24 protein-coding genes are annotated in these 26,712 nt (G+C 35.4%); 9 read left to right on the top strand and 15 right to left on the bottom strand.

Annotated features, from left to right (window positions below):
- Window positions 1–149 precede the first annotated feature (149 nt).
- Window positions 150–704: a crossover junction endodeoxyribonuclease RuvC gene (gene ruvC / locus EL260_RS24045; protein ID WP_123858005.1), complete on the bottom strand. Its 555-nt coding sequence runs from the start codon at window positions 702–704 to the stop codon at window positions 150–152.
- A gap of 96 nt (window positions 705–800) precedes the next feature.
- Window positions 801–1,322, bottom strand: coding sequence for a 2'-5' RNA ligase family protein (locus EL260_RS24040; protein ID WP_232534820.1), 522 nt, complete (start codon window positions 1,320–1,322; stop codon window positions 801–803).
- Between the two features lie 89 nt (window positions 1,323–1,411).
- Here EL260_RS24040 and EL260_RS24035 point away from each other — a divergent pair, with 89 nt between their 5' ends.
- From EL260_RS24035 to EL260_RS24025, 3 genes are read left to right on the top strand one after another with little or no spacing between them, the layout of a single operon-like run.
- Complete coding sequence (locus tag EL260_RS24035) at window positions 1,412–1,735, top strand: PadR family transcriptional regulator (protein WP_123858002.1); 324 nt, start codon at window positions 1,412–1,414, stop codon at window positions 1,733–1,735.
- Entirely contained in the window at window positions 1,735–2,463 is a 729-nt protein-coding gene (locus EL260_RS24030) for a hypothetical protein (RefSeq protein WP_123858001.1), read from the top strand. The genes EL260_RS24035 and EL260_RS24030 overlap by 1 nt, the downstream gene beginning before the upstream one ends.
- Window positions 2,464–2,505: 42 nt before the next feature.
- A complete protein-coding gene (locus EL260_RS24025) occupies window positions 2,506–3,126 on the top strand; it encodes a hypothetical protein (protein ID WP_123857999.1) in 621 nt (206 codons plus the stop codon).
- Here the strand turns inward: EL260_RS24025 and EL260_RS24020 are convergent.
- The gene (locus EL260_RS24020; RefSeq protein WP_123857998.1) at window positions 3,110–4,216 is read right to left on the bottom strand and encodes a serine hydrolase domain-containing protein; all 1,107 of its coding nucleotides are present in this window, start codon (window positions 4,214–4,216) and stop codon (window positions 3,110–3,112) included. The genes EL260_RS24025 and EL260_RS24020 overlap by 17 nt on opposite strands.
- Before the next feature lie 176 nt (window positions 4,217–4,392).
- Between EL260_RS24020 and EL260_RS24015 the strand changes: the two genes are divergently transcribed.
- Window positions 4,393–5,802 carry a pyridoxal phosphate-dependent decarboxylase family protein gene (locus EL260_RS24015; protein ID WP_123857996.1) on the top strand — a complete coding sequence of 470 codons (1,410 nt, stop codon included), beginning with the start codon at window positions 4,393–4,395 and terminating at the stop codon, window positions 5,800–5,802.
- Window positions 5,803–5,952: 150 nt separating this feature from the next.
- Here EL260_RS24015 and EL260_RS24010 read toward each other — a convergent pair whose 3' ends face one another.
- From EL260_RS24010 to EL260_RS24000, 3 genes are all read right to left on the bottom strand, one after another.
- A complete protein-coding gene (locus EL260_RS24010; RefSeq protein WP_123857994.1) occupies window positions 5,953–6,663 on the bottom strand; it encodes a Dph6-related ATP pyrophosphatase in 711 nt (236 codons plus the stop codon).
- 145 nt (window positions 6,664–6,808) lie between these two features.
- Window positions 6,809–7,690 carry a hypothetical protein gene (locus tag EL260_RS24005; protein WP_123857992.1) on the bottom strand — a complete coding sequence of 294 codons (882 nt, stop codon included), beginning with the start codon at window positions 7,688–7,690 and terminating at the stop codon, window positions 6,809–6,811.
- A 92-nt stretch (window positions 7,691–7,782) separates the two neighbouring features.
- Window positions 7,783–11,130, bottom strand: a complete 3,348-nt coding sequence (locus tag EL260_RS24000; protein WP_123857990.1) for a methylmalonyl-CoA mutase family protein — start codon at window positions 11,128–11,130, stop codon at window positions 7,783–7,785.
- Between the two features lie 172 nt (window positions 11,131–11,302).
- Between EL260_RS24000 and EL260_RS23995 the strand changes: the two genes are divergently transcribed.
- On the top strand, window positions 11,303–11,719 hold the full coding sequence (locus EL260_RS23995) for a hypothetical protein (protein ID WP_317126515.1): 417 nt from the start codon (window positions 11,303–11,305) through the stop codon (window positions 11,717–11,719).
- 39 nt (window positions 11,720–11,758) lie between these two features.
- On the opposite strand, the gene EL260_RS23990 is transcribed toward EL260_RS23995, so the two are convergent.
- Entirely contained in the window at window positions 11,759–12,883 is a 1,125-nt protein-coding gene (locus EL260_RS23990; protein WP_123857988.1) for a DUF3667 domain-containing protein, read from the bottom strand.
- 307 nt (window positions 12,884–13,190) lie between these two features.
- Between EL260_RS23990 and EL260_RS23985 the strand changes: the two genes are divergently transcribed.
- The 4 genes from EL260_RS23985 to rpsB all read left to right on the top strand — a co-directional run bounded on the left by EL260_RS23985 (window position 13,191) and on the right by rpsB (window position 15,901).
- Complete coding sequence (locus tag EL260_RS23985; protein ID WP_123857987.1) at window positions 13,191–13,706, top strand: hypothetical protein; 516 nt, start codon at window positions 13,191–13,193, stop codon at window positions 13,704–13,706.
- A 398-nt stretch (window positions 13,707–14,104) separates the two neighbouring features.
- Window positions 14,105–14,560: a 50S ribosomal protein L13 gene (gene rplM, locus EL260_RS23980; RefSeq protein ID WP_047385928.1), complete on the top strand. Its 456-nt coding sequence runs from the start codon at window positions 14,105–14,107 to the stop codon at window positions 14,558–14,560.
- Between the two features lie 6 nt (window positions 14,561–14,566).
- Window positions 14,567–14,953 (top strand): 30S ribosomal protein S9, encoded by a 387-nt coding sequence (gene rpsI / locus EL260_RS23975; RefSeq protein ID WP_034680985.1) that lies wholly within the window; start codon window positions 14,567–14,569, stop codon window positions 14,951–14,953.
- A gap of 186 nt (window positions 14,954–15,139) precedes the next feature.
- On the top strand, window positions 15,140–15,901 hold the full coding sequence (gene rpsB / locus EL260_RS23970; RefSeq protein WP_045501217.1) for a 30S ribosomal protein S2: 762 nt from the start codon (window positions 15,140–15,142) through the stop codon (window positions 15,899–15,901).
- 70 nt (window positions 15,902–15,971) lie between these two features.
- Here the strand turns inward: rpsB and EL260_RS23965 are convergent, their stop codons facing one another.
- The 8 genes from EL260_RS23965 to EL260_RS23930 form a co-directional block, all read right to left on the bottom strand.
- Window positions 15,972–16,157, bottom strand: a complete 186-nt coding sequence (locus EL260_RS23965; RefSeq protein ID WP_123857985.1) for a bacteriocin-like protein — start codon at window positions 16,155–16,157, stop codon at window positions 15,972–15,974.
- 251 nt (window positions 16,158–16,408) lie between these two features.
- Window positions 16,409–16,846 carry a DUF6759 domain-containing protein gene (locus EL260_RS23960; protein WP_123857983.1) on the bottom strand — a complete coding sequence of 146 codons (438 nt, stop codon included), beginning with the start codon at window positions 16,844–16,846 and terminating at the stop codon, window positions 16,409–16,411.
- Window positions 16,847–16,852: 6 nt separating this feature from the next.
- Complete coding sequence (locus EL260_RS23955; RefSeq protein WP_228445590.1) at window positions 16,853–17,533, bottom strand: DUF6759 domain-containing protein; 681 nt, start codon at window positions 17,531–17,533, stop codon at window positions 16,853–16,855.
- Window positions 17,534–17,555: 22 nt separating this feature from the next.
- Window positions 17,556–18,233: a tRNA (guanosine(46)-N7)-methyltransferase TrmB gene (gene trmB / locus EL260_RS23950; protein ID WP_123857981.1), complete on the bottom strand. Its 678-nt coding sequence runs from the start codon at window positions 18,231–18,233 to the stop codon at window positions 17,556–17,558.
- 100 nt (window positions 18,234–18,333) lie between these two features.
- Complete coding sequence (locus EL260_RS23945; RefSeq protein ID WP_123857979.1) at window positions 18,334–19,107, bottom strand: DUF6759 domain-containing protein; 774 nt, start codon at window positions 19,105–19,107, stop codon at window positions 18,334–18,336.
- Window positions 19,108–19,356: 249 nt separating this feature from the next.
- On the bottom strand, window positions 19,357–20,163 hold the full coding sequence (locus EL260_RS23940; protein WP_123857978.1) for a hypothetical protein: 807 nt from the start codon (window positions 20,161–20,163) through the stop codon (window positions 19,357–19,359).
- A gap of 190 nt (window positions 20,164–20,353) precedes the next feature.
- Window positions 20,354–23,749: a T9SS type B sorting domain-containing protein gene (locus EL260_RS23935; protein WP_164466572.1), complete on the bottom strand. Its 3,396-nt coding sequence runs from the start codon at window positions 23,747–23,749 to the stop codon at window positions 20,354–20,356.
- A 114-nt stretch (window positions 23,750–23,863) separates the two neighbouring features.
- Window positions 23,864–26,677: a T9SS type B sorting domain-containing protein gene (locus EL260_RS23930; protein ID WP_123857977.1), complete on the bottom strand. Its 2,814-nt coding sequence runs from the start codon at window positions 26,675–26,677 to the stop codon at window positions 23,864–23,866.
- Window positions 26,678–26,712: the final 35 nt, after the last annotated feature.

Raw genomic sequence — 26,712 nt, 5'->3', positions numbered from 1 at the left:
AGTTTAGTGGCTGTCCTGTAAACAGTGAAGCATTTTTCATCAGACTTAATAAGAAGAAAGGCATTTTTGAATCTCATACTCAAGCAGTATACTATAAAAAGATACAAGTTTTATCCTATAAATATTTCTTTGGAACCATTCAAAAATATTTACTTTAACCTATCCGGATTCTGCTTCAAAAAACTATCCCAGCCAGAATAGGACTTGGTATCCGTTATTGTTCCGGAATTAAAATGATGACATACAGCAACAGCAAGGCCATCAGATGCATCTAAATATTTGGTAGGGAATTCCTTTAGATTAAGTAGATTTTGAAGCATTCCTGCTACCTGTTCTTTGCTGGCATTTCCATTTCCGGTGATAGCCATTTTAATCTTCTTGGGAGAATATTCAGTAATCGGAACGTTACGGTATAAGCTGGCCGCCATGGCGACGCCCTGTGCACGTCCCAATTTCAACATACTTTGTACGTTTTTTCCAAAGAAAGGAGCTTCCAGGGCTACTTCATCAGGATGATATTCATCAATGAGGGCTAATGTCTTTTCGAAAATATATTTTAGTTTAGTCTCATGGTTCGGATATTTTTTCAGGATCAGTTCATGAATAGAAACCATCTCCATTTTACCCTTTTTAACGGAAATAAGACCAAATCCCATAATAGTTGTTCCGGGATCAATACCTAAAATTATCTTCTCTGCAATCATTGGGTCAAAGATAAGGCTTTATAAAATAATATTGGGATAAGAGACTGAAAGATGATAGATCATGGAAGAAAAATATTAATTATAAAAGTATTGAAATTACAGTACTTTTATAAAAGACTTTTCTGCAATAGGAACCCAACTTCCATCATGACGGAGAAGTAAAATTTTGTCAACTAAGAACTTCGTTTTGTACTCTTTGTGCTGATATTTTTCCCAAGCTCTAAGATAATTTTCCCAGGTCAAATCTCTGTATCCCACAGTCATATGAGGTGTAAAGGAATATTTTGAAAAGTTAAATTGCTGTTTTACTCTGTTATGAAGATCTGCTAAATGGACATTGTCTTCAGGGTGTACAAAGATTACTGGATTTTTGGAATTGGGAAAACTTCCGAATCCATTCAATTCAATTTCAAATGGAAGAAGGTGAGTGTTAATCTTTTGAAAGGCAATGTGAATGTCTTCTTCCAATTCCAGTTCTCTGGAGAAAGGTGGGAAAAGAGTAATATGCGCCTCATTTTTTAGAGCCTTAGAATTACCATAAGAAATTACCATATCCTTTTTAAAAACCTTGATCTCCTCAATGATTTCTTTAGGGGGGTAAACTGCTATGAAGTACATCTTTTTCATAAAGCAAAATAAAAAAATTAAAATAAATTTTAATACATAAGAAAATTATGCATATATTTGCAATGTATTGAAACAACACCATGAAAAAAAACAGTCTTTATAAAGGTACTTTACAGAACATTATTTTGAAGCTGCTTTCAAAAGAAGTTAAAATGTATGGTTACCAAATTACTCAAAGAGCAAAGGAGCTTACCCAAGGTGAGCTCGAAATGACAGAAGGAGCACTTTATCCGTTACTGCATAAGCTAGAGGGTGATGGAATGATTACTTCAGAAATTCAGAAAATAAACGGAAGGGACCGTAAATATTATCTGCTCACTGAAAAAGGAAAAAAGCAACAGGCAGAGCAGGAGAGCGAAATGAAAAGCTATCTGGTAAATCTTCAATCTATATTTAGTATATAATGAATACCCTGCAGGAAAACAAAATTACAGACTATCTTGTTTCCCAGAATCTTTCACTGGATATACAGATAGAAATTAAGGATCATATGATCCATCAGATTATGGATCTGCAGCTGGAGGAAAATCTTAGTTTTGAAGATGCTTTTTCCAGAGTAAAGGAATCATGGAAAGGCGAATTTGTCACCACAAATTATTGGATGTTTTTTCGGGAACCTATTCCAATAATTGCAAAAAAAGTGATTCGTGAAAAGTACAACAGGTTGTTGAAGAAATCTTTTTTGATCGGGCTTTTGTTTTTAGGCGTTAATATCCTGTTGATCTACCTGGCCAACACTGCAAATATTTACAGCATCCTTTTTAAAGGATTGAACGGAATGTTTTTATTAGCATTGGCAACAGTATGGGTCCTGAATTTTAAAATCCGCCAATATATGAAACCGGATTTTAAATATAAAGGTAAATGCCTATATACAATGTATCAGCAAAATATGGGATTAATGTTTTTGTGTGCATTGTCAATGCTTCAAATGATAATGAGGGATGGACATTATGCTTATCAGTTTTTCAGAGAACAGGATTATACAGCTAATTTTATGATGATGATTACTTTACTGATCCCTTTTTTGTTGCAGACCGGAGTCATTTTTACATTGCTTAACTTTTATGAACATAAAAAAAATCTGCTGAAAATGCATGATTTTCTTACCCCTACTACTGATCGTCAGTAAACATATTAACTTAAAAAATTAAAAACTAATAACCATTTTTATATGATTACTCTTACACAGGAAAAACAAATACAGCAGTATCTTTTGTCAAAGAAGCTGAATCACAAATTATTTATTGAAATTAAAGACCACTTTATTCAGCAGATTTCCACACTTATGGAAGAACAGCAATCAAACTTTGATGAGGCTTTTCAGAATACAAAAATAAGCTGGAAGCAAGAGTTGGAAGCTGTAAAAGCAGATTTATTTTCATTCCGAAAGATTACAAAAATTGAAAAAGAAATACTTCAAAAAAGATTCAAAAATATTATGTTGTATGCTCTTGTTTTTGCGTTGATTCTTTTCAGCTTCATATTTACTGTGAGTGTATCAAATGTATTTATGTATTCCGAAATTGCATTAATAGGAGCTATGATTTTACTCTTAGCCTATAATATAATCTTCAGAAAAATGAGGCTGTATCATTATGTACAACTGAGCTTTCACCCTTTGATCTTGAAGAATGCTTTGGCTGGTATTGTACTTTTCACCTCTGTCTATTTTCTTTATGATAATATGATGGTCGTAGGAAGTGGAATCATGAAATTTTTCTTTTCATATGCTATGGCAGTAAAAATTCAGCTTCTGTATTACAAGGCACGAAAAACTAGTGTCCTGATCTAAGCTGAGTAAGAGTGTTTTCAAGATGATCGGTAATCTTTTTTACTTCAATATGTGGTTTGAAGATCATGCCTTTCCCTTTTTCTTCATCTGCAATATTAGATAGAATAATAACTGAAGTCTTTGTTTCAGGATAGTAGATATTCAGGGAAGGAGAGCCTTTTACATACCCACTGTGAAAATAAGAATTGGGCTTGCCAATGTTCAACATGATTCCATAGGCATAGCCCATTTTTCCAAAGATGGCATGGCGTCTTTCTGCACTTTTTGCCATAAAGAGTTTAAGCGTTTCCGGTTTCAGAAGCTTTCCTCCATATAGTGCATTATTCCATGTATGAAGATCCTGAATGGTAGAAAGAATTCCTCCGGCAGGAGTTCCTATTTCTTTTCCACCTAATCTTTTAGGCATATTGGGAACTTCCTGAAATTTATTTGCGCTTCCAAGATAGGCTGATGCAAAATTAGACCCTCTAAAAATATCTCCGGTTGAAGATTGAGTCATTCCTGCCTTTTTAAACTGTTCTAATGCATTGTCATCGTATGATTTTCCGGATACGGTTTCTACAATTTTCCCTAATGCATTAAATCCATCATTGGAGTAATAGAAATCAGTTCCACTTTTAAACATCAGTTTTCCCCCCATCATATTCAGTCCGGAAGTATGGTTCAGAAGTTGATGAATCGTAATATTTTCATATTCCTTGATTTGGAATTCCTTTAGATATTTGGAAACTTTATCTGTAACATTTAATTTTCCCTGTTCCATCTGAAGTAATATCATAACAGCAGTGAATTGTTTGCTTACAGATCCTATGGCGAAGATGGTATTACTGTTAATCTTAGCTTTTCTCTTAAAATCAGAATATCCGTTTTCTTTTCTGTAAAGAGGAAGGGAATCCTTGAAAATCGCAATGCTTCCGTTGAAATGATATTTTTTGAATACAGTATCAATCTGCTGTTCCAAAAGTGTTTTCTGAAAAGCAGTAATGGTGGAATCAATAATGGCTTTTTTATCAACAGGCGGTGGTGGGGTTTCTGTTTTACATGATAATAAAAAACAAAAGGGAAGAAGGAACATTAAATTTTTGATCACGGGTGTTTATTTTTTGAAATTAAAATTGGTACTCTTAAAGATACTAAAGTTTTTAAGAGCGTTGTAAGATGCAAAATGCATGCTAAGAAGGGATATTTAAAGTAATTAATGTACATTTAATGGTTCTTTGAAGACTATTCAATACATTTGAACAGATTATATTTAATCCCTAAATCATGAAAGAGCATTTGAATAACGATTCAGTGAACATAAGCCATCTATTGGACATTATAAAAAAGCAAGGAACTGAATATCTGAAAAGCATGTCAGACAGACCTACCTCCATCAATAACGCTCTTATACCGGAAATAATGAATCTTCCGGAATATGGTTATGGAACAGAGGAGGTCATAAAGATTTTCAACGAAAGATTTGAACCTATCATGGTAGCTTCATCAGGACCAAGATATCTGGGATTTGTAACTGGAGGTTCTACACCAGCATCTATTGCAGGAGATTGGCTGACTACCATCTATGACCAAAATACCCAATCAACAAAAGGACAGGGTGATATTTCAGCGAATGTAGAAATGGAAACAATTAAACTTCTTCTTGAATTGTTGGAACTTCCCAAACATTTTTTAGGTGGCTTTGTAACTGGAGCAACGATGTCTAATTTTACCTGTCTGGCAGTTGCTCGCCAATGGTTAGGAAAAGAAAAAGGAAAAGACTTTGCGAAAGAAGGCGTTTCTGAAACAATCAAAGTGCTTACAGCAACTCCTCATTCATCGTCCATAAAGTCATTGTCTCTTTTAGGAATGGGCAGCAATAATATTATCAAAATTAAAACAGATGGAAATGATCGTGAAGCTATTTCTATTAAAGATCTGGAAGAACATATCCTAAAACTGAATCATGAACCATTTATACTGATTTCAAGTGGTGGAACAGTAAATACTGTGGACTTTGATGATTTTATGGAGATCAAAAAATTAAAGGAAAAATATAAGTTCTGGTGGCACATTGATGCAGCTTTTGGAGGTTTTGCAGCTTGTTCCGAACACTATAAACATCTTGTAGAAGGTTGGGAATATGCAGACAGTATTACGATTGACTGTCATAAATGGCTGAATGTTCCTTATGAAAATGCCCTATTTCTGGTGAAAGAACAATATAATATTTTGCAGATAGAAACTTTTCAGAATTCAAATGCTCCTTATTTGGGTGATCCATTGAACAATTTCAGCTATTTAAATTTTCTTCCTGAGAACTCAAGACGACTAAAAGCTCTTCCGGCATGGTTTTCTTTAATGGCCTATGGAAAAGAAGGTTATAAAGATATTGTCGAAAATAACGTTTCGCTGGCCAGAAACCTCGGAAGACTGATTGAAAATAGTAGTGATTTTAAACTCTTAGCCCCGGTTCGCCTCAATACAGTATGCTTCACCCTCAAAGATGACAAAAAACAGGATGAAGTAGAGAGATTTCTTGAAATACTGAATAGTACTGGAAAAGTTTTTATGACTCCCACTTTCTATAATCAGCGTAAAGGGATCAGAGCTGCTTTTGTCAACTGGAAAACCACAGAAACAGATGTTCAGTTGATCTTTGAAACCATGAACAGTATCATTACACAGTTAAAATAAATTTTTAATACCACGAATACACGAATTTTTTAATTGTGTTTTCATCGCTAAGGTATCCTGCTGAGTTATTTAATGATTATTCTCCATTGGTAATAATCAAAGTATTCTAAGCATTTTTATTCGTGCATTCGTGGCAAAAATATTGCTGATTTATTTTGGAATCAGGTCGCAGAACCAGAAAATATAGTCTTCATTCCCGTCTTCCGGATTGGTTTTCGGTTTAGGGTACGTTTTTTTTACTGTTTCTCCAATTTCAAATTGAACGGGACTTCTAAAAATAGGCCCATCAAAAGTAAACGTATGAAATTCCCCATTTTCTCCACAGGGATCTACATTGTCAGGGAGATCATCAAGAAATTGCTGGTCAATGATTCTTCCAGCAAAGCTTTTATCCAGATAAGTACCATTCACACAGGTGACAATGGTTTTAAATCCTAAATGTAAAAATTCCCGGATAAGGTCGGAGGTGTTTTGTTTCCAAAGAGGGAATACAGCCTGCATCCCAATGATATTTAATTGTTTTTCCCTGTATTGGCGAAGATTTTCCAGAAAAATATCCCCAAAAATAGAATGGGTAATACCCTGAGCCTGTATTTCTGCCATTGTTGTATTCATGATTTCCTGATATTCCTCCATTGAAGGTTCTTTTGGAAGTTCCATTTTAGTAAGGGGAATGCCCAAGAGGGAAGCTTGCTGTTCCAAAAGAAGAACATGAACGCCATGCATGGAAATTCTTTGAAATTCTCTATTAATACTGGTTAATAGAGTACATACTTCATATTGATTTTCCTGTAAGGTTTTGTGAAGAGCTAATGCAGAATCTTTTCCGCTGCTCCAGTTGAATAAGGCTTTAAGCTTCATTAGCTATTTTTAAAAATGTATTTTTTTCAAATTTACAATACTTATGATGAAAACAAGTATAAGATAAGCAGGCGGTACATAAAATAAAAAGCTTCTTTAAATAGTTTTTCATAATGATTGTTTTAGTGGTGGTTAGAGGAGACGCTTATTTTCGATAGGATACGATAGCTCCGTTTTCAAAGTAATAATCATCACCCAAAAGTTCCTCAGCATAGATTTCAGGTAGAAAATAGGAGTCGATCTTATTTTCTTGCTGGTATTGTTCAAACTCTTTTTTGGTGATCTCCTCTCCATCCAGAAAATAAATGAAGTCTTTATTTTTAGGATTAAAAGAGAACTTCTTTGCCTGGTCCAGATTGAGATTCAGACTTCCATCTTCCTTAATATTTCTCTTATTGACCAGAAGAAAAGATTTGTTGTCATTCAGAACTCCATTTTGAGAATCTGTTCCTTCAAAAATGAATATATTGCTCATCCTGACATTCTCTGCAGGAATATTGATCTGATTTTTTGAAAAAGAACTGGATCTGAACCTTTTAAAAGGAGTAAGAATTGTAATAAACTGATATTCGATGAGGTTTCCAGTATTTCCTGAAGGCTTTATGTTCAAATTTCTGGTGATTACTGATTCAGGATACTCAAATCCCTCATCATTTGGTCTGTGGGCAACCATAATCATTCCCTGAATCTCACGAGCTTCTAAAGTATCACGTTTCTGCTTTTGTGCGTTAAGGTTTGAGGTAAATAAAATAGAAAGAAAGATTCCTCCTGCAATTTTTCTAAAAGGCAGCTGAAAAAAAGGGTATAGAACTTCTGATTTTTCTTCCGGAATATATAATCGATGGGGTTGGATTCTTCCACAAACAGAAGTGTTGGATTCTAAAAATTCCTTAATTTCATCATCTGTTGTATTTTCAAGGTCATATACTTTCTTTGCACACAGATCACAAAAGCTTCCACCGGGAATCTCCTGCATATTTTCCCGGGCAGCAGAGCAAGGCTCTTTAATTTGAAATTCCTTTTTCATGAGGATTAGTTTTGTCAGATTAAAAATACAAAAAAACCTCAAAGAAATTCCTTGAGGTTTTTAATTTATAGTTCTTGTAGTCAGTGGTCTACTTACATATTTCTTCTGTATTTACCACCCACTTCAAATAAAGCATTGGTGATTTGCCCCAAAGAGCAGAATTTAACTGCATCAATCATTACTTCAAATAAGTTCTGCTGGTTGATAGCGGCATGTTGAAGCTTTCTCAACGCTTCTTCAGATTTTTCTTCATTAGCTTTCTGGAAATTGTGAAGAGATTCAATCTGTGCCTGTTTTTCTTCTTCAGTAGAACGGATAACCTCTCCCGGGAGTACGGTTGGGGAACCGTCTTTTCCAAGGAATGTGTTCACTCCAATGATTGGATATTCTCCGGTGTGCTTCAACCATTCATAATGCATAGATTCTTCCTGGATCTTAGAACGCTGGTACATCGTTTCCATGGCACCAAGAACACCTCCTCTTTCTGTAATTCTATCGAATTCGGCATAAACAGCTTCTTCTACAAGATCAGTCAGTTCTTCAATGATGAACGATCCCTGAAGTGGGTTTTCATTCTTTGCTAAACCTAATTCTTTGTTGATAATCAGCTGAATCGCCATTGCTCTTCTTACCGATTGCTCTGTAGGAGTCGTGATGGCTTCATCATAAGCATTCGTGTGAAGTGAATTACAGTTATCATAGATCGCATAAAGCGCCTGAAGCGTAGTTCTGATATCGTTGAAATCAATTTCCTGAGCGTGAAGAGAACGTCCTGAAGTCTGAATATGATATTTCAGCATCTGGCTTCTTTCATCTGCACCATATTTCAGTTTCATTGCTTTTGCCCAGATTCTTCTGGCTACACGTCCGATCACTGAATATTCAGGGTCAATACCGTTAGAGAAGAAGAAAGATAAGTTCGGAGCAAAATCATTGATGTCCATTCCTCTTGACAGATAGTATTCCACATAAGTGAAACCGTTGGCCAATGTAAATGCCAGCTGAGACACAGGATTAGCTCCTGCTTCAGCAATGTGATATCCTGAAATAGAAACAGAGTAGAAGTTTCTCACTTTTTCCTTGATAAAATATTCCTGAACATCACCCATTAATCTTAGGGCAAATTCAGTAGAAAAGATACAGGTATTCTGAGCCTGATCCTCTTTTAAAATGTCAGCCTGAACAGTACCACGAACCGTAGCAATTGTTTTAGCTTTGATTTCAGCATATACATCGGCAGGAATAATTTCATCACCTGTTAATCCTAAAAGCTGTAATCCTAATCCATTGTTGGATGGAGGAAGTTCACCTTTATATTTTGGTCTTTCTAAGCCTTTATCGTCGAATTTTTCCTTAAGCTTGGCTTCAACTTTAGATTCTAATCCATTTTCTTTAATGTACTTTTCAACATTCTGGTCAATGGCAGCGTTCATGAAGAATGCCAATAGCATTGGAGCTGGACCATTGATGGTCATGGAAACTGAAGTCAATGCATTTACCAGGTCAAATCCGGAATATAGTTTTTTAGCATCATCCAAAGTCGCAATGGAAACCCCTGCATTACCAATCTTACCATAGATGTCTGGCGGTAAAGCTGGATCCTGTCCGTATAAAGTTACCGAGTCAAAAGCCGTGGATAAACGTTTTGCAGGCATTTCTGCAGATACATAATGAAATCTTCGGTTAGTTCTTTCCGGGCCACCTTCTCCCGCAAACATTCTTGTTGGATCTTCACCAGTTCTTTTAAACGGATAAATTCCGGCAGTATAAGGGAAGCTTCCCGGAAGGTTTTCCTGGCCTTTCCATTGAATCAGATCACCCCAGTCGTTGTATTTTGGTAAAGCAATTTTTGGAATTCTTAGGTGAGATAAAGATTCTGTAGAAGTTTCTACTTTAATTTCTTTTCCTCTTACAAAATACGAATAAAACTCTGCATGGAAAGCTTTTTTTGTATCATCCCATGTTTTCAGGAAATCAATATTTTCCTGCTGAAGTTCTTTTTCTGCTTTTTGATATTCAATATCTAAAGCTTCATTAGAAATAATATTTTTTACCCCTTCAATATGGTATAATTTTCTTGCTAATTCAGCTTGTTTCTCAACATTGGCATCATATTGTTTGTTGTTTTCAACAATTTCAGAAAGGTAACGTACTCTTTTGGGTGGAATGATGGTTACTTCCTCTGTAATTTCCTGTTCAACGAAAGTCTTAAGTCCTAAGTCAGTAAATTTATCATTTACTTTTGAAACCAATCTGTTGTAAAGTTCTGTTGTTCCATGATCATTGAACTGAGATGCTTTTGTAGCATATACAGGCATATCCTCCAATGGACTTTCCCATAAAAGATGGTTTCTCTGGAACTGCTTTCTTACCGCCTGAAGCGCGTCAAGAGCCCCACGTTTGTCGGATTTGTTTAATGCCACCAGATCAGCATAATCTAACATGTCAATTTTTTCCAGCTGTGTAGAAGCACCATATTCAGGAGTCATTACATACATAGAAACATCTGCAAAATCAGAAACCTCTGATCCTGATTGTCCAATCCCTGAAGTTTCAAGAATGATCACATCCGGATGCGCCAGTTTCAATACATTTAATGCAGAATGGATAAATGGAGAAACAGAAACGTTGTTTTCTCTTGTGGCCATTGAACGCATGTATACTCTCGGATCATTAATCGCATTCATACGGATTCTGTCTCCAAGAAGAGCTCCTCCGGTCTTCTTTTTAGAAGGATCAATAGAAATAATTGCGATTTTTTTATCGGTGTTGGAACGTAGGAAACGTCTTACCAATTCATCCGTTAAAGATGATTTTCCAGCCCCTCCGGTTCCTGTAATCCCAATGATTGGAATATTTAAATCTTTTGATTTTTCATCAATTGCTTTTACCAATTCAGGTTTTTCTTCTGAAAAGTTCTCAACGGCAGAGATAATTCTGGCAATACTTGTTGAGTTTTCAAAATTGATTAAGTCCAGATCATCGGCTGTTACATCTTTCCCTGTTGCAAAATCTGAACGGTGTACCAAATCATCAATCATTCCCTGAAGGCCAAGTTCACGGCCATCATCCGGAGAATAGATTCTATCAATTCCATAAGACATCAGGTCTTTAATCTCTTCTGGAAGGATAACACCACCACCGCCACCAAAAATTTTGATCTGCGGTGAATTTTTTTCTCTTAAAAGGTCATAGATATATTTGAAATATTCATTGTGCCCTCCTTGATATGAAGTTAATGCAATCGCATTGGCATCTTCCTGGATCGCTGTGTTTACAACTTCCTCTGCTGATTTGTCGTGTCCTAAGTGAATCACTTCACATCCAGTTCCCTGAATGACACGACGCATAATATTGATCGCAGCATCATGTCCGTCAAATAGAGAGGCAGCAGTTACGATTCTTACCTTGTTGGTTGGAGTATATTTTTGGGTTTCCATAAAATTTCTAGAAAGTTTCTAAGTTTTCAAATATAATAATAAAAAAACAACCTGGTGTTTGATTTTATTGGGTTGATTATCATTTGTTTGAATGTGATTATTTAATAAAATATCTCCAATTTTAGGTTTGAGAATTTGAAAGTTTTCTGGTTCGGTAGTTACAGAATTAAAAATGACTTCCAGATTTTGTTTGGAAATTGACAGATCCTTAATTACTCAAATTAAAATCTCTACTTTTGCACCATATTTTACAGACATGCAAAAAGCCTTGATATATTTCGCGTTGGGAACAGTAATAAGTTTCCTTATCAATTATTTTTTTTTAAGTTCAGATAATATGGGTCTGGAACTTTATTATGCCATTGCCTTTGGGGCTGCATGGGGTGTTGCTTATTATCTGGATACTCCGGATTTTACATTGCCTAAGAAACTAGGTCTGTCTTTTTTAGCCATGGCTATTTTGGTTCTGATAGGTACTTTACTATTTAAGCTCGAACTGGCGATTCCATCTATTCTGAAGTTTTCGATGGTCTTTGTAGCCTATTATGTAATAGCAAGTTTTAGAGCCACTAAGTCATTAAGAAAATAAAAAATAGGCTGTTCCATCGGACAGCCTATTTTCTTTTATTTAATGGAGCATCAGAAAACTTACTAATGCTAATCCTGTAGCTAAGAATATGAATGCAAACAGATTGAGAAAGAATATAATTCCACCAATCATAATACTTACAATACCATGTGATTTGTAGACCCGGCGATGGGCAATGAAGAAATAAATGAGTCCGTATGCCGAAATTATAAATATAATCAGTGATAGTAAAGATGGGAAAAATGTATATTCCGATAATAAGCCTGCAGCTTTAATGAGCAGTGCTAATATCAAAATGCTTACAAGTAAAAATGAAAAATAATGCAGAGTGAAAATGCCATGGTCAAAATACCACCATTTTCTTTTGCTATGAAATATCCATAAAAAGAATGCAAAAATTGGGAGATAAATGAATAGGGCCTTCGGAAGATTATGGAAAGATGTTTCTACCAGATTTCTCAGAATATCTCCCTTTTTAACGCCCTCTTCTTTTAGACTGAAGAATTTATGGGCAAAAGCATCATTGATAAAACTAAAAATATTTTTTTTATTGGCCGTTCCTTTATCATATTCCTCCTGAGTCTTGTATCCCCGATAATTGGTGTCGTCAGCTATTTTATTATTGGTATCCAATGTGCTTATAAGACCTTCTTGGAAGCTGTCTTTTTTCAAAGAATCTTGTATATAGTTCTGTGCTTTATTGAGTTCAGCTATTTTTGCAGAGTCTTTTACTTGTAGTTTTTCTGCTTCAATGCCATTAACAATGTTCTGTACAACTGGATTTTTGGATGTATTGTTCTGCGCAACGTCGTGTTCCTTTTTTTCAGTATGCCCATAATTGATTTTGAAAGGAGGAAATAGGGCAAATAGGAAAAATGTAATAAAACTGATAAAAATATAGAGTTTTACTGGAGGAACGAATTTCTGTCTCTTCCCTTCCAGATAAGTATTGGTAAGTCTACCGGGTTTAAATAACAGATTTTTTACAGTTCCCCAGAACTGACCGTCATAATGAGTGAAGTCTTCAATGAAATGGGTAAAAAGAAAATAGAAAGGCTGTCTTCTTTCAGTATTTTCCTGTCCGCAGTGAGGGCAGAATCTTTCTTCTACTTGATGCTCGCAATTGAGACAGGTTTTGTCTTGTCTGATTTTTCCGTGGCTCATGGTACTTGTTTGTGCGACAAAGATAATTATTTAAGGAAATAAATAATGATATTAATGGTATTTTGAATAAATCCTTAAAGAAAAATTAAAGTTGAGAGGTGGTTTATTCTAAAAAAAATGAATTAGTTAAGCGTACAAGGACGGTAGTTGTTGTTATCTTAGAATATTTTGCATAAAAATATTCAGCTGTAGAATAATATTTTTACATTTGGAGAAACGGATAGTTTAAGAATGTAATATTTGAAAGTTGTTTACAAATGCTGAGTATACATCGTTTATATCTGAAATAAATAGCCATGTAAAAAATATGATGCGTATATCCAAAGAGAAAATCATTAATCTAATATATTGGATGATTGTTCTTACTGTTTCTATGTCTATGCTGATCTATGGATTGAGTAAGCCTTTGCAGTTTTCGGACTATCAAGGGGGAACTGTATTGAATACAATGTCTGGGCACGATATAATGTGGATTTTTTATGGATATTCGAAAGCATTTCCAATTATTATCGGATTTTTTGAAGTAGTTGGAGCTATTCTGATTTTGTTTAATAGGACAAGGTTTTTTGGATGTTTTCTACTATCAACGATGTTGATCAACATTATCATTCAGGATTATATATTTGGAATAGCTGCATTGGGTACAGCTATTTATTACCAGATTTTAATTATTGCTATCTTATGTTTTGACTCGGCTAAATTAAAAGAAGTTATCAAGGCCTTCTTCAAAGCTGATAAAAAAGAGTTTTCCTGGATCACGATGATCATCGCGCTTGCTTTTATCTTTTTATTAAAGCTTTTGGAAACAAAGATTTTTAATTAATTTCTTCCTCTATTTATTGTCTTTAAGGATAATTTTGTATTGATTCCCTTAAACTGTTTTGTAAAGTATCTCATCCTAAGAATATGACTTTAGCCAAAAAGAAACTAGGCTAAGTTTTACGGTTTTGTAGAGAAAAGGTAATAAAGAAAGAGTTGAGGGAAGAAACTCTTGCTTTATCATATCTGTGTTTTCAGAACCTTCTAAACGTTTTTTTTCATCGCCACAACATTTTACAAGTTTTATGCCAAAAGTATAAATAGTGTTAAAATCTATTGTTAGAGGGCTGATTATCCGATATTCTATAGATTAAATAAAATATGTTTTTGGGTTACAAAAATAATTTGTACCTTTGCACACCCTTTTAGGGGTAAATTATGTTTAATCTTTAACTAAAACGTGTGAATACATTAAGTTACAAAACTGTTTCAGCGAACAAAGCTACTGCTAATAAAGAATGGGTTGTGGTAGACGCTGAAGGACAGCCGTTAGGAAGACTAGCTTCTACGGTTGCAAAGATTTTGAGAGGTAAGCACAAAACGAATTTTACACCTCACGTAGATTGTGGTGATAACGTAATCGTTTTGAATGCTGGGAAAATTACGCTTTCCGGAAACAAGTGGGCTGATAAGACTTATATCTGGCATACAGGATATCCTGGTGGACAGAAGTCTATGACTGCGGCTGAACTTCAAAAGAAAGATTCTTTAAAGGTATTAGAGAAGTCTGTAAAAGGTATGTTACCTAAAAACAGATTAGGATCTGCTATCCTTAAGAACCTTTATTTGTATGAAGGAACTGAGCACAAACATGAAGCTCAACAGCCAAAAACAATTAATGTTAACGAATTTAAATAATTAATTATGTCTATAGTTCACAAAATCGGAAGAAGAAAAACTTCTGTAGCAAGAGTTTATGTAAGACCAGGTGCTGGAAACATTACAGTAAACGGTAAAGATGCTAAAGAATATTTCTCTACAGACGTGATGGTTTACAAATTAAACCAACCGTTTATCCTTTCTGAGACTGTTGGTCAGTATGACGTTACCGTAAATGTTTTCGGTGGTGGTAATACAGGTCAGGCAGAAGCTATCAGATTAGGTATTTCTAGAGCTTTATGCGAAATCAACGCTGAGTTCAGATTAGCATTAAAGCCAGCTGGTTTACTTACAAGAGACGCAAGAATGGTGGAAAGAAAGAAGCCAGGTCAGAAAAAAGCAAGAAAGAGATTCCAATTCTCAAAACGTTAATTTCAGACTTCAGATTCAAGATACCGGATTTCAGAATTTTTTTCAATCTGTTATCTCATATCTGAAATCTATTTATTATCTAAACAAAAAAATTGCCCGTTACGTTTAGCATCCAAACGCTTCTCCCATCTAAAGAAGTTGTTGATTGTTTAAAAGACGGAAAGTAAACTAACAAAAACAGAAAACATGGCAAAAGCAAATGTAAAAGACCTTTTAGAGGCTGGCGTACACTTCGGTCACATGACTAGAAAGTGGAATCCAAATATGGCTCCATACATTTTTATGGAGAAGAACGGTATTCACATTGTAGACTTACATAAAACAGCAGTTAAATTAGATGAAGCGTGCAGCGCTTTAGAAAAATTAACTTCTGCAGGTAAAAAAGTTCTTTTCGTAGCTACTAAGAAGCAAGCGAAAGAAGTGGTTGCAAAACACGCTTCTGAACTTAATATGCCTTATATTACAGAAAGATGGCCAGGTGGTATGTTAACGAACTTCGTTACTATCAGAAAGGCGGTAAAGAAGATGAACTCTATCGACAAAATGAAAAAAGACGGTACGTTCGAAACTTTATCTAAAAAAGAAAGATTACAAGTTGACAGACAAAGAGCTAACTTAGAGAAAAACTTAGGTTCTATCTCTGACATGGTTAGACTTCCTTCTGCAATCTTTGTAGTTGATATCTTAAGAGAACACATCGCGGTAACTGAAGCTAAGAAACTTGGTATTCCAGTTTTCGGTATCGTTGATACAAACTCTGACCCTAGAAAAGTTGACTTCGTTATCCCAGGAAACGATGATGCTTCTAAATCTATCGATATGATCTTGAGCATTGTTTCTGATTCTATCAAAGAAGGTCAGTCTCAAAGAAAAGCTGATAAAGAAAAATCTAAAGAAGAAGGAGAAAAGGTATCTGCTGATACAGATGCTGATTTCGATGCAGAATAATTAAAGATTTTCTTTACTATAGAAAAAACGCTGGATTTCGGTCCAGCGTTTTTTTATTGAATACTTATTATTATCTCTTTGGGCAAACAACGATTGTTGGAATTGTAGGATCTGCAGGTATTAGGACTTCTCCCACCTTACATACAACTCCACAGCATATTTCTCCTATTTCAGTATTACAGCCTTGAGTACATAGTTTAAATCCTCCTTTAATTGTTCTTAAGGCATTCCTTGAGATTTTTTTTAAATTTTTCATGGTTTTAGTTTTAGCTTTAGCTTTTCCTACTCTATATGCTTTTCGGATACCGCAATTATTATTTTTTAAATATAAATATTTATTACTTTGTGTAATTTATATAATAATATTTTGATTTTATCTTATTTGCATTTTGATCTATAGTCATTGATTTACAAACTACACAGTAGGCATCTTAAAACTATATATGCTGTTTGCTTTGTATACAAGATTAAAAATAAAAAAAACTGCAGAATTCTGCAGTTCTATTTTTAGTTTCTAAGTGTTATAGAATAAGAAGTTGTTATAAACTTACTGGATTGATATCTTGAATTACAAACCATACCGGACAAACTGTAGTTTTGATTTTTAGCAACCATTGTATAGCCTGTTTTTCCAGCTCCTATAGGAATTTTTTTGAAGAAATTGTTCCCACTTATTGTTAATACCATATTACACGAAGAATTATTATTCACTGAGATGGAAGTTCTAGGATTTCCGGGATCATCATTATTAAGAAGATCACTCAATACTTCAGCTGTTTCAGGTTTATGAGTCTTCATCAGTTCATTATATTCTCTCTCTGTATTAGCCGCACTGCCGCCGCCAGTATTGGTAGGATAGGGGTTTCTAATGGGATAACCTCCATAATTAACACTACAACTGGTCAGGATCATTGAAATCCCTGTCAGAACTAATAACTTTTTCATACCCATTTATTTTTTTCTTTTTTTTAATGGTTTTTCAGAGGGTGCCTTTGTGGCTGAGGCTTGTTGAGCACCTGGCTGACCTGGATTATCTATGGTTACAAAGATACTTCTTTTTATATCTTTTTGAGAGAAGTACTTCATGTCACAGACATTACTGTTCAGCGTATAGGAACCTTTATTAATTATAATAAAGTTTTCTCCATGAGCAGGAACGGCAAGATTATAATAATCATTACCTTCTATCCGGAGAACAATATTGCAGTCCGAATTATTCTTAAATAAAAGAATGGATTCTTTTTTGGTAATATCCTCATTGAGCATTGTATTGAGAAGCTGCTCAGTTTTCTCTCTATGTTCTGTAGATGTTTCGGCGATTAAACGCCTAAATTCTTCCGCTTCATTAGAATTGGGGTCTTTCATCGCATTTTTGGGGATATCTGCGATAATGGGCCTTGATTCCATAGGTTTGGCAGTCTGTGCTCCTTTGGTCCACTCAGAGTTTTTTAAAGCAATGAGTTTAGGTTTCAGCACACTTTTTTTAGGATCGTCAGGGTGTGCGGTCTTAAGATATTCTTCAATTTCCTTGATATTTGTGCTTTTTAAAATGTCTTTACTGCCTTTTTGTGCGGATGTAAAGCCGGGGGTAAGGAAAGTGAAAAATAAAATCGTCAAAAATTTTTTTTTCATCAATAGTGTTTAGTTTACTTCATCAGTTGATTCGGAATTTTATATAAGTTATTGTTTTTCCTTTTGCTGAGAATAGCTGTTCATAATACGTTTGGATATCTCTCAAATGGGGAGTATTAGGGTCATATTCCGGGGCTCCATAGATATCATGGTGAGCGGTTATGATTTCATATCCTGCTCCCTGTAAATATCCTAGAGTATATCCATGAAGGAATTCTGAGTCAGTTTTCAGATGGATAATTCCTCCTGGCTTCAGGAACTTTTTATAACGGGCTAAAAAGTCCGGATGTGTCAATCTATGTTTTGTTCTTTTGTATTTGATTTGTGGATCCGGGAAGGTAATCCAGATCTCATCCACTTCATTTTCAGCAAAGAAATGATCTACAAGTTCGATCTGTGATCTTAAAAAAGCAACATTAGTCATCCCGTTTTCCACTGCCTCTTTTGCTCCGAACCAGAATCTTGCCCCTTTAATATCAATCCCAATAAAGTTTTTTTCTGGAAATGTTTTGGCTAACCCTACAGAGTATTCTCCTTTTCCACAGCCTAGCTCCAGAACAATCGGGTTGTCATTTTTAAAGAAGTTTTCTCTCCATTTTCCTTTAAGTTCAAAGCCTTCTAAAGCATCTTCCCTTGTTGGTTGAATTACATTCGGTAGTATCTTGTTTTCTGCAAATCTTGCTAATTTATTCTTGCCCATTGAGTCATGTGTAAAATGACTGCAAAAGTAATAAAATTTACACAGAATTGAGGTCTTTTAAAGTTAAAAGACCTATGGTGAAACTATGATATTCTTTTGATTATTTTGTTGTTGCGCTGCCTAAAGCAACCATAATTGGCTTTTGAATAGTTTTTTGTGATGCATACTGTGCACCACATACCAAACTTGTGAAAAGATACTGTCCTTTTTCTACTACGATGGAGTTGTCTTTATGAGCTGGAACAGCGAGTCTGTATTTAATTGTACCAACACTTTCCATCCTTACAATAATATTGCAGTCAGATTGATTTTGAATAAGAATAATACATTCTTTAGCATTGGGATCATTGTCAAATAAGGAATTAAGGATTTTAACGGTTTTATTTTGATGTTCAATAGGAGAGATGTTCATGAGCATATTAAATTCCTCGGCTTCTGCATTGGGAATTGCAGCATTAGCAGCTGTGTTCACCACAAATGTATTTTGAGCGTTGCTTGGAGTATAAGTTTCTGTTGATTTTTTGGCAGCAAGTTCGGCTTTATATTTGGCAATCTGTTTCTGTTTGATAATGGCATTCATTTCATCAAAGGTGATCTTTGTAGAAGGTCTTCTTCTTAATAAGGCCAGCATTTCCTGCATGTCTTTCACTTTCTGATCTTCAGGATGAGCATTTTTGATGTATTCTTTCATCATTTCCATAACTCTTGGCTTCAGGACGGATCTTCTGGGATCATCAGGGTGAGCGTCTCTTAAGAATGCGTTGATTTCATATATATTATTGCTTTTCAGAATTTGGCTGTAATCTTTTCCCTTCTTTTGGGCATACACGCTGAAAAACAAGACCGAGGCAAGAAGTAAAAGTATTTTTTTCATTAATATAAGATTAAGTTAAAAATCAGGTACTTTTTCTTAATTTGTGTTTGGGTCAATTAGTCTTTAGTAGGATAACGAAATAGTATTGTTTTTATTTTAAACACATTATCGTGATATAAAATTAAACATATTTTTGAATATAAATGAAATGTTTTATGTGAAAAGTGAATGATTGACAATGGCTGCCTGCATTGTTGTAAAAGAAAAATCCATGTAAAACTACATGGATTTTTGTATAAATGTGAATTGTTATTTCTCGGTCTGCTGGGGTGCTATAACTTCCTGGAGATGTGAGCTTCTTAATCTCTTTTGGTAGATAGGCATATATTTTTCTATAGGAATTTTGATGGCTTCAAAGTTTCCAGCCAATACATAAGGCTGAATATTTTCGGAAGTATACACAAACTGTAAAAAGTTATCGATTAGATTTTCAGGTATTTTAAATTTAGCAAAATAGTCTTTCCCTAAATAATTTTTAACCTGGGTGATAGAGGTATTCATATTCTCGTAAGCCTGATAACGTTGTTTCTTCTTTCTTTCACCGGAAAGCATATCATAGATACTTTCAAGGCTGAAGGTAAGTCCACCATCCCTTAATCCTGCAACGGGAAGCTCAGGAGGGGTTCCGTCTCCTTTAGGTTCAGGAAGTCCGATGACTTTTTTAATCGCAAGGGCTTTATCTTCTTTTCTGAGAGAATTTACATCATATCTTAAGTTTCCTGTAGGCTTAAATCTGCTGAGCACAATTTCCTGAATCTCATAATAGGCTATTTTCAATTCTACAAGATTTTTCTGTCCTAATAGCTGAGGAGTCATCTTAATATCTTTTCTTTCCGTAACAATGGATGTAAAACGGATAACATCGCCAGTATTAGCCGGAACATTGAAATTGCCGTTGAAATCAGCAAGAACGGTTTTTTGGGTATTAAGATTGGTAACATAAACCTGGTTGAGATAAAGGATAGAGTTATCCCTTAGAAATACCTCACCGGAATATATTTGAGCATTGATTTTTGCAAGAAAAATCAGTAGCAGAAGTGTAAACAGTTTCTTCATATAATTGGCAAAATTACATAGAAATACAGCAATTCGTGCTTATTTAGATAATGAATAGTGGTTAAAGTTATATTAAACTTTAGTATTGAATTGTTAATGAATGTTATAAACCAATTTTTAATTTAATCTTAAGCTGAGATATATCATAAAAAGTTGAAGGAATATTACTCTCTTTCAATATTTATATTTTTTATCTATGTCTTACCAGTAACCAGCTTGAGTATTTTATTGAAACTGTTGAACCATATTCTGTCCAGCTGATAAAGTACCAATAAGTAGCTGTAGGGGTATATCTGCCACCCACTCTTCCATCCCAGGTGAATCGGTTTTCACGAGTTCCTCGGAAGATTTCAGCTCCATATCTGTCGAAGATTCTGAATACAAGATTCTCATTAGACATTAAAGCGGAATAGTCTATTTGCTCATTGCGTCCGTCTCCATTTGGGGTAATAGTATTGATAAGATTAATAATAGCAAATTCTTTTTTCACTTCTCCACACATTTTAGAGTCTCTTACCACTACATAATGGGGACCTCTTGGTACATCATAGAAAATATTCGAAGCTTGCCATACAACACCATCCAAAGAGTATTCATAAGGTGGGTTACCACCACTTACACCAATTTTCACTGTTGTTCCATCAATTTCAATAGAAGTGATGATTGGGAGTGTATATTCTGTTACATTCACAGACTGTTTATAAGTACATCCATTAGCGGTAAGTTCCACCCAATAGCTTCCCGCAGGCACATTAGTAATGGAAGGTGTAGTGGCACCGGTACTCCACAAGTATTTATCAAATCCCGGGCCTGCATTCAAGGTTGTGTTTGTTTTAGGGCAAATCACCTGATCTGTAAGAATGGGTGATGTTTTAGGAATTTTAATGGTGATTTGAATAGAGGCCACTTCCGGACAAACCCCATTTTTTTCAAAACGGATATAAAATGTCTGTGGAGTGGTAATATTTACGGCTGAAGCCAATGGATTTGAATTGTTTTGGGCATCAGCTAGACTTCCATGAAAGGTAAAAGTTACATTTGGATCTACAGTAAACATCGGAATGAATTGGGAAAGATTTACTGTTTTTATTCCATCCAGGTCATCATCACATACACTTTCTATTACTGCCTTACTAGCCAGTTTTATTCTGTCTCCAATACTGAATTGTAAAGGCTTAACGGCAGGAGAACATCCGTCAGGAGAATCTACTCTAATATAGATTGTTGTGGTTGTACTATAACTCCAGTTATTAGCCAAAGTATTAGCATTTCCTGCATTGGCATCAGCTAAATTGGCATAGTATCTTACGGTAAAATAATTCGGATTATTAAGAACAATAGGGGTGATGTTAGTGAGGGTTATATTTACAGTTCCGTCAAAATTATCATCGCAGAATGTCCCATTATAATTATCTGGTACAATGGCTTTATTATAAAAACTTAATGTTATTTGGGCAATACTTTTACACCCAAGTGCATTTTTGATTACCACATAGATGATTGTACCATTTGCTGCGGAATAGGCATTGGGAGTAGTGATTTGGGCTGCCGGATTTTCTGTTTGTGCATCTGCCAGGGTTGGATAATAGGTTTTAGTAACAGGATTGTTTGTTGTTACACTGGCGGTTGTAAGGTTAAATGTTCCTTTTCCATTTACATCACAGGCAAATAATACAGCATTGGTAGCTATTATCGCTTTAATATTGATATTTACGGTTACTGTTTCACAGTCAGGGAAATCAGGATCATTTCCACAGAAAGTATAGGTAAATGTATCATTCCCAGCTGTGCCGGGAGTATTTACTGTATAGGTAATGATTCCGGTAACAGGATTTATGACTGCAGTACCTAACGCAGGTGGAGAAGTAATGGTTACAGTAGATGGTACAGGAGTTTGTGTTGAATTACTGAAGGCTGGAGTAATTGTTTGTGAAGAACATACATCATAAGATGTTGTTGTCAGCTTCATACAGTTTGTTACTTTATATTGTTCAGTAACCAAAGGAGCGCAACTTCCCATGGTCACAGAGCAAGTATAATATCCGGATTGGGTAGGAGCTATTGAAGAGCTATTCGCTCCGGAAATTGCGATCCCGTTTCTGTACCATTGATAGGTATCATAAATGATGGGATCTATAGTAAGCTCAATTCCAGGAATACATGAACCTCCTGTTTTTAAAATAACAGGTTGGGTAGGAAACCCTGCAAAGAAACCTCCGTATCCTACTGCATCACTTCCAGCAGTGATTCCCGCAGTAATAGCTTTACTGGACACGATTGTTATTGTTCCTGTAACATTGGGAATTCCATAAGTAACCCAATTGTTGGTACCTGTCATATTGTAAGGTCCTGTAGAGGCAGGTGGAGTGCCTCCATTTACGGTGACTATAGCTCCCTTTTCTGTAACAAGATTCAGTTTTGTGGGAATATTGAGAACGCCTGATGGATTTATATTGGAATGTACAAAGTTTTCATTGATAAGGCCAAGTTCATTGATCTGCTTGGGAAGATAGCAATTTAATGAAGGAATAAAATTGAAACCTCCAGTAGCCACTTCATTTCCTGTATTTGAATCTCCTGCTAAGATCTGGTAAACATACGCATTCTTAGAGGTTTTGATGTATAAATTATAGTGACCGCCGCCTTGAAGGCTGTATTTAGTATCAGGAATTACAAAGTATTTACCGGTGTTTAGTGTAGCGATAGGGGTTAATTCATTGTTTACATAGATCTGGGTATTGTCCTGGGTAGCAATAATCACAGCTCCTTCCATATTGGCTCCAATACTTCCGTTACCTTTAACGAGAGCAAATTCACTTCCAAGCCTGTCAACAGGTACAGCCTGATCCATTAAAATATCAGAACTGGTAGGGAAATTTCCTGCATATTGGCCGTTGAAATTTCCATTGGTAACATTAATCGGTTTGTTTGAGGTGATTTTAGCTCCAATAAACCCATCGAAGTTTCCACTATTATTTCCAATACCGTCAATAATATAGGATTGTCCTTTACTTAATGCAATGTTTATGGTGGGATTGGTAGCTCCGGTAGTTCCGTTGGAGAACTGTACAAGCGGGCTGTAGCCGGTAATGCTAACGGTAGTATTATCTTCTGTTGCCAGAATACTGGTCATAAAATTGAGAATATCATTATTTACACTGATAGGAGCTGATGCTGCAAAGAAGCTTTTCCCCGTTGACGGAATCCCCTTCGAAGTAATTATTTCCGCATGATTAAATACTGAAAATCTTAAGTTTGCATAAAATGGAAATTCTGCTTTCAGATATAATCCTTTTGTAGTAGGAGTAAATAAATCTGCCTGTTGAGTGGTAATAATATAATTCCTTAGAACATCAAATTTTTGTGGATTATTTTTACTGATACTTACCGTTCCAATCAATACATTATTGTTATAGATATTCACTGGAAATGGAGTGGTTCGGCTGGTTGACAAATAGAGTTTCTGATAAGGATTGGGAGCTCCAGATCGGTCTATCATGGGAGCAAACCAATGTTCTCTGTCTAATTGTGCAAAAAGAGAGGTGAATATGTGAAATATAAATAAAAAAGATAGAATTTTCTTCATTCAGTGATGGTATTTATCACAAATTTAATAATAAAAAGCATTGAAGTATTGAAAATGCAATAAAAAAACCACGATTTTGCAATCGTGGTTTTGAAAAATTTTAAATCTGGATGATTATTCTCTGTTTTTTACCATAATCCAGCCAGTATATTTTATTTCCGTCTTTTCTTTGTTAGACTCATTCCAGGAAACGTGATACCAGTATGTACCAGTTACAAGTTTTTTGTCGAAGTGTCTTCCGTCCCACTTGTAATTGTTGAATTTATTTCCGGTAAATATCATATTTCCATATCGGTCATAGATAACAAAGCTAAGATTATCCTTGTAAGCAAGATCACTGTAATCGATGTAATCATTGATGTTATCTCCATTAGGAGTAATAGCATTCAATAAATTAGGAACTGTAACTTCTGCTGAAACAGGGGTACAGTTGTAAGCATCTTTTACATAAAATTTATGCTGTCCTCTGGTTAATCCTGTGAAAGTGTTAGAATCCTGCCAGTTTGTAGTTCCATCCACTGAATATTTGTAAGGGGCTTTACCGCCTACTACAACTACAGTAGCTGTAGTGTTGTTAATTTCAATTTGTTGAATAACCGGATCAACAGCTTTTCTTACTCTTACAACCTGCGTAATGAAACATCCGTTCTTCTCAAGAATTACGCTGTATTCACCTACACCTACACCTCTGATTCCTGAAGTAGTTGCTCCTGTACTCCATTGATAAGAATCATATCCAGTTCCTGCATCCAGATCTGTTTTAGCATCAATACAAATGTATTTATCAACAAGAATCGGGGATTTTTTAATAGGAAGTGGGATAAGCTCAATTTTTGCAGTAGCCTCACATCCTTGTTCAGTGGTAATTTTTACATATACTATTCCCCCTGTTGCAGGATAGTTAGTTGTTGCAGTAATTTCGTTAATTCCTGCAGTAAGATCTTTTAATGTACGGTAATATTTTTTTATTGCATTTCCGTAATCTGTAACGTTAGCTTTTGTCAGGTCAAAATAAGCATAAGGAGCTACATCATACCAACAAGCTTTAATAGTGGCATCCTTCACAATGAAAGGGACAACTGTAAGGTTCAGGGTAACTTCTTCACAATCCATAAAGTCTGGAGAGTCACCACAGAATGTATAAACGATGATGTCGTTTCCTTCGAAATTAGGTTTCGGTGTATAGGTAATTGTACCATCCGGATTAAGTACCGCAGTTCCATTAGATGGAGGGCTAAGAATCTTTATAGTACTTATCACTGGCGTCTGGGTTGAAGAAGAGAATGTTGGGGTAATGATCTTAGTAGAACAAGCAGGCTCATTTTTAATCGTCTTCTTTAAACAGTTAGTTACTTTGTAAATAGGTGTTGTAAGTGATTGACACGCTCCCATAGTTACTCTTACTGTATAATAACCAGGTTGTGTTGGTGAATGCGTGTAAGTAGTAGCACCAGGAATGGCAGCATCATTAAGAAACCATTGGTAAGTATCATACGTATCATCTACTTGCAGAACAAGTCCGGGAACACAATCTCCTGATTTTTTAGCAATTACAGGAACTGATGAGAAGCCTGCAAAATATCCGCCATACCCAGCCGAACTATACCCACCGTTAATTCCGGCAGTTACTGCTTTAGTAGAGGTAATAGTAAGGTTTGGAGGGAAGTTTTCTAATGAATAGGTTACCCATAGTGAATTTCCTGTTAAAGGGTATGGTCCTTGGGCTGCAGTAGGAGGAACTCCATTTACCAATACACTGGCTCCAACTTCAGTTACGATATTCAGTTTTAATTTAATAGTAGAGGTTGTAATGCCCGGCATTTCATTGATCTTACCAATTTCGTCAATTTTTCTGGGTAAGAAACAGTTCAATGGCGGAATATAATTGAATCCGTTGGTCGCGTCACTATCAGTTCCTACAAACTGATAAAGGTATACATTCTTGGATGTAGAAACAAACATATTAGAATGACCTCCACCTTGAGCTATATAGCTGGTTTCGTTGATTCTATACCATTGTCCCGCATTTCGGGTTGCAATAGGAGTGGTAGATCCGTTAATAAAAATTTCAGTGTTGTCTTCTGTGGCAATAACAATCCCACCCTCCATATTTAAGGTAGGATCGTCAGATTTACTTCTCACCATAGCAAACGTATTCCCTAATCTGTCTACAGGTACAGATTGGTCAAGGATAGGGTCAGAACCACTCGGACTGGTAGTGAAGTTACCATTACAGTTACCATTGGTAAGAGTTACAGGTTTACTGGTAACGATTTTAGCTCCAATAAAGCCTTTGTTATTAACCGCTGCATCATCCGTTTTTCCAGCAAAAATAAAGGATTGCCCTTTATTTAATACAAACGAATGACTTTGGCCAGGAGGATTTCCATTGATGAATTTTAGTCCGGGAGTATTCCAGGTTACTACAACACTCGTATTATCTTCAGTGGCAAGAATTCCTGCTGTAAAATTATCTGTACTGGCACCACTTTCCCTTGTGTTGGGACCGGCTGCTACGAAAAACTTATTACCAATACCTGCTTTCCCTTTACTGGTAATAATTTCGCCATGGGCACTTTGTGCAATTCGTAAACTGCAATAGAAAGGCTTTTCTGCTTTCAAATAAAGTCCTTTTGTGCCTATAACAAAAGCATCGGTTATTCCGCTGGCAGAGATAAGGCTTGGATCTTCAATATTATATGTTTGGGGATCTCCTTTAGCAATAGTAACAGTACCTATAAGGGTATTGGCACTGAATATTTGCACGGGAAAAGGAGTGGTAGAATCAGTAGATAAATACACCTTATTTTGGTAACCTCCAACGGGGTTGGTATAATAAGGTGCAATCCAGTGTTCAGTATCCCTTTGCGCGAAGAGGGTATTAATTGTAAAAAAAATTAGTACCAAACTGAGTAGAAATCTTTTCATGTGTATGGAATTAGGATTTCTACAAAATTAAAATA

The sequence above is a fragment of the Chryseobacterium nakagawai genome, from assembly GCF_900637665.1.
GTDB lineage: Bacteria > Bacteroidota > Bacteroidia > Flavobacteriales > Weeksellaceae > Chryseobacterium > Chryseobacterium nakagawai.
This window is presented reverse-complemented; position numbering and strand designations above follow the sequence as displayed.